This window comes from Marilutibacter aestuarii (assembly GCF_006546775.1).
Lineage (GTDB): Bacteria > Pseudomonadota > Gammaproteobacteria > Xanthomonadales > Xanthomonadaceae > Marilutibacter > Marilutibacter aestuarii.
Genome location: NZ_VICE01000113.1, coordinates 1 through 12,858, shown reverse-complemented (window position 1 = coordinate 12,858; position 12,858 = coordinate 1). Strand labels below are relative to the sequence as shown.

Sequence of the window (12,858 nt, the reverse complement as noted above, 5' to 3'; positions counted from 1 at the left end):
TCCCCATTCCCCATTCCCCATTCCCCATTCCCCATTCCCCATTCCCCATTCCCCATTCCCCATTCCCCATTCCCCATTCCCCATTCCCCATTCCCTATTCCCTATTCCCTATTCCCTGCTCCCGCTTTCCCCCCAAGGATGATCCGCGCGTGGCGCTGGTAGCTCCAGTAGGCCCAGGCCCAGTTGATGAGCACGATGAGCCGGTTGCGGAAGCCGATCAGGAACATCACGTGCACGCACAGCCAGAACCACCAGGCCAGCAGGCCCGATAGTCGCAGGCCGTGGACATCGACCACCGCGGCCATGCGCCCGATGGTGGCGAGGTTGCCCATGTCGGTATATCGGAACGCCGGCGTCGCGCTTCCGGCGATGCGCGCGCGGATCGCGCGGGCGACGTGCGCGCCCATCTGTTTGGCGGCCGGCGCGACGCCGGGCACGGGCGTGCCGTCGTCCTGCTGGACGCTGGCGAGGTCGCCGGCGACGAACACGTCCGGGTCGCCGGGCACCGACAGGTCGGACTCGACCTGGACGCGGCCGGCGCGGTCGCGGGGTGCATCGAGCAGGGCACCGAGCGGGGAGGCGGCCACGCCCGCCGCCCACAGCACGGTGCGCGCCGCCACGCGTTCGCCACCGAGCACGTAGCCCCCGGCATCGATCGCCTCGACCGCGCGTCCGGTGGCCACTTCCACCCCGAGTTTCTCCAGCTGCCGCTGCGCCCGCGCCGACAGCGACTCGGGGAAGCTGGCGAGCACCCGCGGGCCGGCTTCGATCAGTCGCACCCGCGCGCCGGCGGGATCGATGTGGCGGAACTCGTCCTTCAGGGTGTGCCGGGCGATCTCCGCCAGGGTGCCGGCCAGCTCGACGCCGGTCGGACCGCCGCCCACGACGGCGAAGTCGAGCCAGGCCGCGCGCTCGGCCGGATCGGTGGCCGCCTCGGCCCGTTCGAAGGCCAGCAGCACCCGTCGGCGGATCGCAAGCGCGTCGTCCAGCGATTTCAGGCCGGGGGCATGCGGCGCCCAGTCGTCGTGGCCGAAGTAGGCGTGGGTGGCGCCGCTGGCCACCACCAGGTAGTCGTAGGCGACGTCGTCGCCGTCGGCCAGGGCGAGCCGGCGCGCGTCGGTATCGATGCCGGTGACCTCGCCCAGGCGCACCTCGACATTGCGTTGCCGGCGCAGGATGTGGCGCAGTGGCGCGGCGATGTCCGGCGCCGAGAGGCCAGCGGTCGCGACCTGGTAGAGCAGCGGCTGGAACAGGTGGTGGTTGCGCCGGTCGACCAGGGTGACGCGGACCTTGTCGCGGGCGAGTGCGCGGGTCGCCCACAGGCCGGCGAAGCCGCCACCGACGACCACGACATGCGGGCGCGCCACCGCGCTCATGCGTGCCCCCGCGCGGCATGTCGGGCCGGCAACGCGGGCAGGTCCCCCGCCGCCCGCGGACGACCGACGACACGGGGGCGCCGGCCCAGGAGGATGGGCAGGCGGTTGAGCCGGGGGCAGTTGTCCTGCCGCAGCAGTTCCCAGTGGCCATAGGAAAACGGCGTGAGGTGCAGCAGGTCGCAGGCATGGCTGGCGATGCGGGCCAGCCAGCCCGGGACCGCCAGCTGCAGCGCGGGGCGCGTGTCGTGCAGGCGACGCATGGCCGCCACGTGCTCGCCCAGCGTGCAGGCATGCAGGCCGCCGAGATCGTGTTCGCGCACCATGCCGGCGCTTGCGGGGGCCCGCACCAGGTTCGCGATCGCCTCGCCCAGGTCGCGCACGTCCAGCACCGCGATGCGCCCGACCGCATCGGCCGGCAGGACCAGCAGCGGCCAGCGGGCCACCCGTCGTACCCAGCGCGCGCCAAAGCCGCCCTCGCCGTCGAGCAGCGAGGGGCGCACGATGTGCCAGTCGGCCCCGCTCGCGCGCAGCGCCGCCTCGCCGTCGCGCTTGGAGCGCAGGAAGCCGCTGCGGACGGGGCCATCGAGCCCGAGCGCCGACACGTGGACCAGGCGCAGCCCGCGTGCGGCGCACGCGGCGGCGAGCGCGGCAGGCGCGCGATGGTGCACCCGATCGTAGGTTTCGCCCCCGCGCGGCCGCAGGATGCCCACGCAGTTGACCACGGTGTCCACGTCGGCCAGCACGTCCCGCCAGGCATCCGGGTCCGTCATGCGCTCCATGCGCAGGCCGCGGAAGGCGGCCGCCGAGCCGCTGGCACGCTGCCGCCGAAGCGGATGTCGGCTGCCGATGCTGACCTGCAGGCCCTGGTCGAGCAGTGCGGCCACCACATGGCGACCGATGAAGCCGGCGCCGCCCAGGACCAGTACATGGCGGGGCGGGGCGGGGCCCGCGTCGGGGAGGGGGGCGATCGGAGCCCGCATGCCTGCGCTTCCTTGTCTGTTATTTCTGTATTGACAGAAATATATGACGAAACTAATCTCCAGCCAAGCCCCCTGGGGTCCCGTGCCCAAGCCTGATGAGCGAATCCGAGTCCCTGTCCCCGATCGCCCGACGCTTCGTCCTGCACTGGGGCGAGATGGGCTCGCGCTGGGGCGTCAATCGCAGCGTCGCGCAGATCCATGCCTTGCTGTTCCTGTCGGCGCGGCCGCTGCATGCCGAGGAGATCAGCCAGGTGCTGGGGGTGGCCCGCTCCAACGTCAGCACCAGCCTGCGCGAGCTGCTCAACTACAACCTGGTGCGTACCGTGCACCGGCTCGGCGACCGCCGCGACCATTTCGAGACCTCCAAGGACGTGTGGACGCTGTTCCGCACCGTGGTCGGCGAGCGCAAGGCGCGCGAGTTCGACCCCACCGTCGCCATGCTTGGCGAGTGCATGGCCTCGCCGGAAATCGCCGACGAACCTCCGGAGGTGCGCGAGCGCATCCGCGACACCCTGGCGATGATGGGCGCGCTGTCGGCCTGGGGCGACGAGATGCTGCGGCTGGAGCCGGCGACCCTGATGAAGGTGATGAAGCTCGGCAGCCGCATCCAAAAGCTGCTGCGCGACGGCTGAGCGGCGAAGGCGTCAGGGAGTCGGCACGCCGTCGCGATCGATCCTCGAGGTGGCGCGGGTGTCGGGCATCGCGATGTAGACCAGCAGCGAGACCGCAATGCACGCCGTCACGTACCAGTAGAAGCCCTGCTCCATCCCTGCCTGCTTGAACCACAGCGCCACGTATTCGGCCGTCCCGCCGAACAGGCACACGGTCAGCGCATAAGGAAGGCCTACGCCAAGCGCGCGGACCTCCACCGGGAACAGTTCGGCCTTCACCACGGCATTGATCGAGGTGTAGCCGCTGACGATCGCCAGCGCGGCGAGGATCAGCCAGAACGCCTGCCCGGCACTGTGCACGTCCTGCAGGCTGGCCAGGATCGGCACCGTGCAGGCGGTCCCCAGCACGCCGAAGGCAATCAGGATCGGGCGCCGGCCGATGCGATCGGACAGCGCGCCGACCAGTGGCTGCATCAGCATGTAGACGAACAGCGTGGACGCATTGAGCAGCGCGGCGGTGCGGCTGTCGAGCCCGGCGCTGTTGACCAGGAACTTGTGCATGTAGGTGGTGTAGGTATAGAACGCCAGCGTCCCGCCCATGGTCAGGCCGATGACGGTCAGCACCGCGCGGGGATGCTGCATGAGGGCGCGCAGCGTGCCCTGCCGGGCCTGGTGGCTGGGTGCGCGCGTGCTTTCGCTGCGCTCGAAGGATTCGGTCTCGAGCATGTTGCGCCGCAGCCAGACGGCACTGATGGCGGCCAGCGCGCCGATCGCGAAGGGAATGCGCCAGCCCCATTCGCGCAGCTGCGCATCGGTCAGGAACACCTGCTGCAGCACGATCAGCACGCCGAGGGCGAGCAGGTGGCCCAGCACCAGGGTCACGTACTGGAAGCTGGACCAGAAGCCGCGATGCTCGCGCGTCGCCATCTCGCTGAGGTAGGTGGACGAGGTGCCGTACTCGCCGCCGACGCTGAGGCCCTGCAGCAGGCGCGCGAACACCAGCAGCGCCGGCGCGGCGACACCGATGCTGGCGTAGCCCGGTGTGAAGGTGATGATCAGCGAGCCGGCGCACATCATCAGCACCGACAGCAACAGCGCGGCCTTGCGCCCGTGGCGGTCCGCGTAGCGGCCGAGCAGCCAGCCGCCCAGGGGCCGCATCAGGAAGCCGACCGCGAAGATCGCCGCGGTCTTGAGCAACTGCGAGGTGCGGTCGCCGTCGGGGAAGAACACATGCGCGAAGTACAGCGAGAACGCGGCGTAGGTGTACCAGTCGTACCACTCGACCAGGTTGCCAACCGAGCCGGAGAAGATGCTGCGCAGCCGTTGGCCGGGCGTCAGCCCGGCGGTGGTTCCGCTCATGCCACCGGGGCGGCCGCGGCGAGTCGCTGGCCGAGCAATGCCTCCAGCCGCACCTGGTCGGCGGCGAAGCGGCGAATGCCGTCGGCGAGCTTGTCGGTGGCCATCGCGTCCTCGTTGTGCGCCCAGCGGAAGCGCGCTTCGTCCAGGCGCGCCGGCGGCGCCTCGCGTGCGCCGTCGTCGACCAGGGCGCGGGCCACGTCGCCGCCGTCGGCGTCCAGCTCGCCGAGCAGGTCGGGCGAAATCGTCAGGCGGTCGCAGCCGGCCAGTGCCAGCACCTGCCCGGTGTTGCGGAAGCTCGCGCCCATCACCACGGTGTCGTAGCCATGGCGCTTGTAGTACTGCCAGATGCGCGTCACCGACTGCACGCCCGGGTCGTCGGCCGGGTCCGCGGGCGGTGCCATGCCGTTGCCGAGGTGCCAATCGAGGATGCGGCCGACGAAGGGCGAGATCAGGAACACGCCCGCCTCGGCGCAGGCGACGGCCTGCGCGAACGAGAACAGCAGGGTGAGGTTGCAGTGGATCCCCTCGCGCTCGAGCCGTTCGGCGGCACGGATGCCCTCCCAGCTCGCCGCGATCTTGATCAGCAGGCGCTCGCGGCCGATGCCGGCCTCGGCATACAGCGCGACCAGCTTGCGCGCCTGCGCGAGCGTGGCCTCGGTGTCGAAGCTCAGCCGGGCGTCGACCTCGGTCGACACCCGGCCCGGGACCAGCTTCAGGATCTCGCCGCCGATCGCCACCGCCAGGCGGTCGCCGGCGTCGGCGATGCGCGTGGCCGCGTCGTCGCCGCGCGCGGCGTCCAGCGCCTGGTCGAGCAGGGGCGCATAGGCCGGCAGGGTGGCGGCCTTGAGCAGCAGCGAGGGATTGGTCGTGGCGTCGAGGGGCTTGAACCGTGCGATCGCTTCGATGTCGCCGGTATCGGCGACCACGGCGGACAGGTCGCGCAGGTGCTGGAGCTTTGAGGTCATCGTCGGGCGTCCGGAACCGGTGGAGGGGTGTATGGACATGGAGGATGACACGTCCTGCACCCGTCCCGCACGGGGCTGCGGTAGTCTCGGGGCCAGATCCCGTCCATGGAGGCCGCATGGCCGAGCCCGAGAAGCGCATCGCCCTGTTGATCGACGCCGACAATGCCCCCGCGTCCAAGATCGACGTGGTGCTGGCCGAGGTCGCGCGCTACGGCGCCGCCAACGTCCGCCGCGCCTACGGCAACTGGAAGAGCCCGGCGATGAAGGGCTGGGAGGCGGTGCTGCACGAGTACGCGATCCGGCCCATCCAGCAGTTCGCCTACAGCAAGGGCAAGAATGCCTCGGACATGGCGATGGTGATCGACGCGATGGACCTGCTGTATGCCGGCCGCCTGGACGCCTTCGCGATCGTCTCCTCCGATGCCGACTTCACCCCGCTGGTGATGCGCATCCTCACCGAAGGCGTGAAGGTCTACGGCTTCGGCGCCCGCCAGACGCCCGAGCCCTTCGTCAACGCCTGCTCGAAGTTCACCTACGTCGAGGCCCTGGGCCAGGCGAGCGGCGCCGACGACAACGGCGGACCCGCCAGCCGGGCGATGTCGGCCAAGGCCCTGCGCAGCGACACCCGCCTGCTGCAGATGCTGCGCAGCGCGGTCGACGCCGCCGCCGAGGACGACGGCTGGGCGCACCTGGGCGCCGTCGGCAGCCAGGTCGGCAACCAGGCCTCGTTCGACCCGCGCAACTACGGCTATCGCAAGCTCAGCGACCTGATCGAAGCGATCGGCCTGTTCGAGGTGAAGCGCCAGAACCAGGTCGTGCTGGTCCGCGACAAGCCCAAGGGCGGCAAGGGCGGCGCCAGGCGCGGCTGAGCCCCTCGACGCCGCCCCGGCCGGCGGCTAGTCTGGCGACGCCCGGCGCAGGAGCGCCGGCGGGGCGTGGCGAAGGCTGGCGGAACAGGGGAACGAAATGCGTTTGAAGGCGATTGCACTGTGCGTGCTGGGGTGCGCGTGGGCGGTATCCACGGCGCGCGCAGGCGTGGACCTGGACGCGTTCCTGCACCGGGACACGTTCGGCACGATCAAGATCTCGCCCGACGGGCGCCACTACGCCGCCACCATGCCCATGGGCGATCGCACCGGCATGGTCATCATCGATCGCAAGGAGCGGAGCTTCGCCTCCAAGGCCACGGGGGGCGCGGGCTCGACGGTGGCGGATTTCTGGTGGATCGACGATGCGCGGGTGGTCATCGCCATGGCCGAGACCGAAGGCAGCGAGGCCATGCCGTACGTGACCGGCGACCTGCACGTGTTCGATGTCGAGGGCAACAAGGCGAGGAACATCTTCGGCCGCCAGGTCGACCCCGGCATGACCGACCGCTACGGGCCCGCCACGCAACGGCGCGACATGGCCACCCTGATCGATCCCCTGGTCGATGCGCCCGGCGAGGTCCTGGTCGCGGTGGCGCCCTTGAACAGCACGCCGCATACCCGCGTCGAGCGGTTGCACATGCAGACCCGGCAGACCCGTGTCGTCGCGACGGCGCCGGTGTCGCGCGCGCATTTCACCGTCGACGCGAGCGCACGCGTGCGCTTCGCCGAAGGCGCCGACGAGCGCAACTACAGCAAGCTGTTCTACCGGGTCGACGACGATGCCGGCTGGCAACTGGTGAACGACGAAAAATCGAGCGGGGAAGTCGTCTCGGCGATCGGCCTGTCCGCCGCGGGCGACGTCGCCTACCTGCGCGTGCAGCAGCGCTCCGGGCCCGATGCGATCGAAGTGCTGGACCTGGCGACGCTCGAGCGCGAGCCGCTGCTGCGCGATGCCCATGTCGATCCGTACGCCGTGCTCTACGATCGCGACGGCCGTACGCCGATCGGCGTGCAGTACATGGACGATGGCGTTCGCAACCGCTTCTTCGACGAAGCCTCGCCGATGGCGCGCACCTATCGCGCGCTGGAGAAGTCGATGCCGGGCTCGGCGATCGACTTCACCTCGTTCAGCCGCGACGGCAACCTCGCCGTGCTGCGCGTGCGCAGCGACCGCGTGCGCGGCGACCATGCGCTGTTCGACATGGCGGCGCGTCGCGCCGACGGCATCTTCCGGTCCCACGAGTGGCTGTCGCCCGAGGATTTGCCGCGGACCGCACGCATCGAACTCCGCGCGCGCGACGGCGTGGCGCTGCAGGGCTACCTGACGCGACCGCCCGGCTGGAAGGCGGGCGCCCTGCCGATGGTGATCGTTCCGCACGGTGGACCCTTTGGCGTCTTCGACGAGTGGACCTACGATGCCGAGACCCAGCTCCTGGCCGCGGCGGGATACGCCGTGCTGCGGGTGAACTTTCGCGGCTCGGGCAACTTCGGGCGGGCCTTCCGGGAACTGGGCGCGCGCGAATGGGGCGGGACCATGCAGGACGACCTCACCGATGCCACCCGGTGGGCGATCGACGAAGGCGTCGCCGACCCGGCGCGCACATGCATCTATGGCGCCAGTTATGGCGGCTATGCCGCACTGATGGGCGTGGCCCGTGAACCCGGCCTGTACCGCTGCGCGGCGGGCTACGTCGGCGTATACGACCTGGAGGCCAAGCATGCGAGCAACTCGCGCTATGCCGACTGGGCCCGGCACTGGTCGAACGATTGGATGGGCACGCGCTCGAGCCTGGAGGCGCGCTCGCCGGTGACGCTGGCCAGCTCGATCAAGGTGCCGGTCTTCCTGGCCGCGGGCGGGGCCGACCCGATCGCCCCGCTCTCGCACAGCAAGCAGATGGAGCGCGCGCTTCGCCGTGCCCACGTCCCCGTGCAGACCCTCTACTACGACAGCGAGGGGCATGGCTTCGTCGACGATGCGCACCGTCGCGAGTTCTACGCGCGCCTTCTCGACTTCCTCGCCGATCACATCGGCGGCGAAAGGGCCGACCCGGCGGGCGTCGCGGAGGCTCAATCGCGGTCGGGCGCGCCCAGCGGGAACAGCGGGCGATAGGGCCGCGCCTCGTCCACCGCCCGGGCGAACGAGGGTCGGGCCAGCAGGCGCCGGCGGTAGGCGTGCACGCGCTCGAAGGCCGGGTCGATCGGGTGCGACCAGTCGGCGTAGAACAGCGCGGGCGCCGCGGCGCAGTCGGCCAGGGTGAAGCGGTCGCCGGTCGCCCATTCGCGGCCCTCCAGCTCGCCGTCCAGCCAGCGATACGCGGTCTCCAGCATGCGGCGCGCGTCGGCGACGCCCATCGGGTCGCGGTCGGATTCGGCGCGCATGCAGTCGAACACCAGCTTCTGCTGCGGCGTCGACACGTAGTTGTCGAAGAAGCGGTCCAGCCGCCGTGCCTCCAGCGCGAGCCCGGCGTCGTCGGGCAGCAGCGCCACCGGCCCGGGATGGTGCAACTGCAGGTACTCGATGATGATCGTCGCCTCCTGCACAACCCGCGCACCATCGCGCAGCAGCGGGAAGCGCCTGATCGGCCACAGCGCCTCGAATTCGCGCACGTTCGACGGATGTTCGGGCGACAGCATGCGGAACTCGAACGGCGTGGCGTTTTCGTACAGGGCGACCAGTGCTTTCTGGCAGTACGACGAGAACGGGTGGGCGTAGAGCTGCAGGGTCATGGACGTGCCTCCGGGGGTATGCCCTGACGACGGGCGGAGCGCGCCCGGATCGACACGCGGGCGCGCCGCGGCGTCAGTACAGGTCGATCGGGTCGACGTCGAGCGACCAGCGCACCTTGCGCGCCTCCGGCGCGGCGTGGATGGCCGGCAAGGCGGCATCGAGCACGGCGTGCAGCTCGCGCCGCGACGCGGCCGACAGCAGCAGCTGCACGCGCTGGTAGCCGGCACGGCGCGGCATGGGCGCGGGGATCGGTCCCTGCACTTCGAACAATCCGTCGCCGGGATCCGGCATGCGGGCCTCGAACGCCACCCGCGCCATGCGCAGGAACGCTTCGGCGACCTCGACCTGGCGCGCCTCCGCGCGCAGCATCGCCATGTGCGAAAAGGGCGGGAATGCGGCCGCTTCGCGCTGCGGGAGCTCGGCGTCGGCGAAGGCGCCGTAGCCGCCGCCCAGCAGGGTTTCCAGCAGGGGATGGCCGGGGTGGTGGGTCTGCAGCAGGACTTCGCCGGGGCGCTCGGCGCGCCCGGCGCGCCCGGCGACCTGGATCAACAGCTGGGCGAGCTTCTCGGGCGCACGGAAGTCGGCGCTGAACAGGCCTTCGTCGATGCCGACCACCGCGACCAGGGTCAGCCCGGCGATGTCGTGGCCCTTGGCCAGCATCTGGGTGCCGACCAGGATGCCGGGCGCATCCCCGAACTCGGCCAGCAGGCGTTCCATGGCATCGCGGCGCTGGGTGCTGCCGCGGTCGATGCGCAGCACCGGGGTGTCGGGGAAGCGCGCCTTGAGCGCGTCCTCGATGCGTTCGGTACCGGCCCCCTGCGGCTGCAGCGCGAGGCCACCGCAGTCCGGGCAGGCGTCGGGCACGCGCTGGCGCGCGCCGCAGTGGTGGCACTGCAGGCGCCGGCCGCCGGCATGCACGGTCATCGGGGTGCCGTGCAGGGGCGTGCTGCAGCGTGGACACTGCGCGCTCCACCCGCAGTCATGGCACAGCAGCACCGGGGCATAGCCGCGGCGGTTCTTGAACACCAGCACCTGGCCGCCTGCCTCGAGGGCCTGCCCGATGGCGGCGAACATTTCCGGCGATACGCCGGCTTCGAGCGGGCGCTTGCGCACGTCGATCACCCGCACCTTCGGCGGGCGGGCGTTGCCGGCGCGCTCGCGCAGGCGCAGGTGCGCGTAGCGGTCGGCGCGCGCGTTGCGCAGCGACTCCAGCGAGGGCGTGGCACTGCCGAGCACGACCGGCACGTCCAGCGCCTTGCCGCGCACCAGGGCGAAGTCGCGGGCGTGGTAGCGGATGCCGTCGAGCTGCTTGAAGCTGCCGTCGTGCTCCTCGTCGATGACGATCAGGCCCGCGTCCGGCAGGGGCAGGAAGATCGCCGAACGCGTGCCCACCACCACGCGGGCCTCGCCGCGCGCGGCCGCCGCCCAGACCCGCGCCCGTTCACCGTCGGCCAGGCCGGAATGCAGTGCGTGCACGGGTACGCCCAGGCGGCTGCGGAAGCGGGCCAGTGTCTGCGGGGTGAGGCCGATCTCCGGGACCAGTACCAGCGCCTGCCGGCCGCGCGCCAGGCAGTCGGCGATCGCATGCAGGTAGACCTCGGTCTTGCCGCTGCCGGTCACGCCGTCCAGCAGGAAGGGGTGGAAGCGGCCGCCGGTGGCGAGGATCGCGTCCACCGCGGCCTGCTGCCCGGCATTGAGCGCGGGTCCGGGCGCCGGCTCGGGGACGAGGGAGGACGACGCGATCGCCACGCGCTCGGCGTAGCCCCGCTGGGCGAGACTGCGCGCGGCGGCACGCCAGCCCTCGACATGACCCGGCGCAGCCGCGTCGTCCAAGCGGTCCTCGTCCACGCCGATGCCCGGGTCGGGTGCGCCAAGGAGGCGGGCGGCCAGGCGCGCCGGCTTGCCCTTGCGAAGGCCGGGCAGGGCCGTGGCCCCGGCCTCGGTCAGCCGCCAGGCCCAGGTCCGGGTGTCGGGCAGCGCCTCGCCGTGCCGCAGCGGGCCTGGCAGGGCGGTGGCGAGGACCTCGCCCAGCGGCGCGTGGGTGTAGCGGGCCAGCCAGCGCAGGGAGGCAAAGAGTTCGTCGCGGAACAACGGGGCGGCGTCGAGCCGCTCGATCACCTGCTTGGGCTCGGCGACCGCGGCCTCCAGCGGTCCGGTCGCGACGACCACCCCGACCTTCTCGCCCGAACGCCCGAACGGGACCCGCACCCGGCAGCCAACCGGGTCGTCCAGGGCCGCGCCGTTGGCGGGCGGCAGGTAGTCGAACAGGCGGGGCAGGGGAACCGGCAGGGCCACCCGCCAGGCCAGGGCGTCCGGTCCGGGGGGCGCGTCGGCGCGGGCGTCGGCGGGGGGCGGGTGCATCGCGCCAGTCTAGGGGAAGCGCCGCTGGGGCGGTCTGGGGTCAGTTGCAGGTCATTGTTGCCTGTCATGTGATGAAAATCACGCAAGTGACCGGATGCAAAGAAGAAATTTCCTTATCCACATCGACTGTGGATAACTCTGTGCATGTCGTGTCGGCAGAGGGGCGTAACGCCGGTGCAATAAGCCTTCACGCCAGCTTGGCGAAAAAATAGCCACCGTATGAATAAGCATTGAAATCAATACGTTAACCGTGAAACATCGGTGACATGAGGCCGCGTGCGGATGGGACGCATGGGTGGGTGACGGTTTTCTTACTGCTGTGCACAACCGATTTGCGGCCAGAACCTCCGTCACACTTGGCGGAGCACGGAATGCGCGATTGTCAAGACTGAATTGGACGGGCCGCTCCGGGGCGCGATCCACCCGCATCCGGCGCCAACGCAGTCACGGAACAGCGCCGCCGGCGGATTTTTTCGAAGGCGCGGGGATCGGTTCCCGGCGGGGCGTGGCTATCATGCGCAGATGCCCCTGTGCCCGCCATGACCCACGTTCCGGAGTCGACCCCGTCGGCCGCCCTGGCCGCGTTCATGCGCGGGGTGGAGCGGCGTGCCGCGGTACTGGCCGAACTGCAGGCCGGCGACGCCGCGGCCGGCGACACGGCGGTGGAAGCGGCCCTGTTTGCCTTCCGCGCCGAAGCCGACCGGCGGCCCATGAGCCAGTGGCCCCTGTGCTTCTGGTCCGGCCTGCTGGCCAATCCGGCGCTGCAGCAGAGAGTGGCCGTGGCGATTCCGCTCGCGGCCAGCGACCGCCTGGCTGAACTGGGCAACGGGCCGCGGGCGGCGGTGCTGTTGCGGCTCGCTGCCGGACTGACCGAAGACGAGGCGGCGCAGGTGCTGGGCGTCACCGTCGCCGGCTACCGCCTGGCGCTGGCCCGGGCCGTTGCCGAGGACGGCAGCGGCATCGGCCAGCAGGAGGCCTGGCAGCGCCTGCGCGACGAGGTGCAGATGCGGATCCGGCTGCTGCCCCCACCGCGGATGTCGCACCTGGCGCGGGTGCGTGAATCGGCCTTGCGCGGCGAGCGTCCCGCCGGCGCGGCTACCCCGGCTGCCCACGGCGCCGATGCTGGGCCGCCGGGAACACGGCAGGCGCGCGGGCCCGCGCGACCCCACGTCGGCCTCAGGCGGCTGTTGTGGGCCCTGCTGACCCTGTGCGTGCTCGCATTCGGCGCGACGTTCTGGTGGCCATTCCCCGGATTCGATCCGCTTGGCCTCTCAAAGGGCTCCTGGGCGCGTTCGGCGCCCGGTGTCGGCGAGGTCCGGGTCGAGCCGCTCGGCGCCGCGGAGGCTGCTGCCTCGCACTACGACGCGACGACGGCCCTGCTGCTGCACCCGGACTTCGACCTGCTCGCCGATCCCCGGGGCGCGGAAGTGGCGACCGCCATGGACTTCTACAGCTGGCTGGTTGCCGACGGCGCGGATACGCCCGACCCGATGCTGCCGCCACTGGAGTTCGATCAGGGGGCGGGCGACCCGCCCGCGGAGACCCCGCCGGGCCCCATCGATGACACGGTCCAGGACGATGCGGCGCTGTAGCGCATCCAGGGGACGGG

At 71.3% G+C, this 12,858-nt stretch carries 10 protein-coding genes; 4 read left to right on the top strand and 6 right to left on the bottom strand.

Translation table 11 applies throughout. The features are described from left to right. Positions 1-101: 101 nt before the first annotated feature. Both FKV25_RS12385 and FKV25_RS12380 read right to left on the bottom strand, forming a co-directional pair. Positions 102-1,376, bottom strand: coding sequence for an NAD(P)/FAD-dependent oxidoreductase (locus FKV25_RS12385; RefSeq protein ID WP_141519112.1), 1,275 nt, complete (start codon positions 1,374-1,376; stop codon positions 102-104). Further along, on the bottom strand, positions 1,373-2,356 hold the full coding sequence (locus tag FKV25_RS12380; protein ID WP_141519111.1) for an NAD(P)H-binding protein: 984 nt from the start codon (positions 2,354-2,356) through the stop codon (positions 1,373-1,375). The genes FKV25_RS12385 and FKV25_RS12380 overlap by 4 nt, the downstream gene beginning before the upstream one ends. A 95-nt stretch (positions 2,357-2,451) precedes the next feature. Here FKV25_RS12380 and FKV25_RS12375 point away from each other — a divergent pair, with 95 nt between their 5' ends. Continuing rightward, positions 2,452-2,988, top strand: coding sequence for a GbsR/MarR family transcriptional regulator (locus FKV25_RS12375; protein ID WP_141519110.1), 537 nt, complete (start codon positions 2,452-2,454; stop codon positions 2,986-2,988). Positions 2,989-3,000: 12 nt separating this feature from the next. Here the strand turns inward: FKV25_RS12375 and FKV25_RS12370 are convergent, their stop codons facing one another. Both FKV25_RS12370 and tal read right to left on the bottom strand, forming a co-directional pair. Then, positions 3,001-4,326: an MFS transporter gene (locus tag FKV25_RS12370; protein ID WP_141519109.1), complete on the bottom strand. Its 1,326-nt coding sequence runs from the start codon at positions 4,324-4,326 to the stop codon at positions 3,001-3,003. Further along, entirely contained in the window at positions 4,323-5,291 is a 969-nt protein-coding gene (tal, locus tag FKV25_RS12365) for a transaldolase (protein ID WP_141519108.1), read from the bottom strand. Before tal ends, FKV25_RS12370 begins: the two co-directional genes overlap by 4 nt. A gap of 116 nt (positions 5,292-5,407) precedes the next feature. Between tal and FKV25_RS12360 the strand changes: the two genes are divergently transcribed. Together FKV25_RS12360 and FKV25_RS12355 are read left to right on the top strand one after the other, a co-directional pair. Continuing rightward, complete coding sequence (locus FKV25_RS12360) at positions 5,408-6,160, top strand: NYN domain-containing protein (protein WP_141519107.1); 753 nt, start codon at positions 5,408-5,410, stop codon at positions 6,158-6,160. A gap of 97 nt (positions 6,161-6,257) precedes the next feature. After that, positions 6,258-8,270 carry an alpha/beta hydrolase family protein gene (locus tag FKV25_RS12355; RefSeq protein WP_141519106.1) on the top strand — a complete coding sequence of 671 codons (2,013 nt, stop codon included), beginning with the start codon at positions 6,258-6,260 and terminating at the stop codon, positions 8,268-8,270. On the opposite strand, the gene FKV25_RS12350 is transcribed toward FKV25_RS12355, so the two are convergent. Together FKV25_RS12350 and FKV25_RS12345 are read right to left on the bottom strand one after the other, a co-directional pair. Then, a complete protein-coding gene (locus tag FKV25_RS12350) occupies positions 8,228-8,887 on the bottom strand; it encodes a glutathione S-transferase family protein (protein ID WP_141519105.1) in 660 nt (219 codons plus the stop codon). The genes FKV25_RS12355 and FKV25_RS12350 overlap by 43 nt on opposite strands. Positions 8,888-8,960: 73 nt before the next feature. After that, positions 8,961-11,249, bottom strand: a complete 2,289-nt coding sequence (locus FKV25_RS12345; RefSeq protein WP_141519104.1) for a primosomal protein N' — start codon at positions 11,247-11,249, stop codon at positions 8,961-8,963. Positions 11,250-11,788: 539 nt separating this feature from the next. On the opposite strand from FKV25_RS12345, the gene FKV25_RS12340 reads away from it, so the two are divergent. Then, positions 11,789-12,841 (top strand): RNA polymerase sigma factor sigma-70 region 4 domain-containing protein, encoded by a 1,053-nt coding sequence (locus FKV25_RS12340; protein WP_141519103.1) that lies wholly within the window; start codon positions 11,789-11,791, stop codon positions 12,839-12,841. The last annotated feature ends 17 nt before the right edge of the window (positions 12,842-12,858 follow it).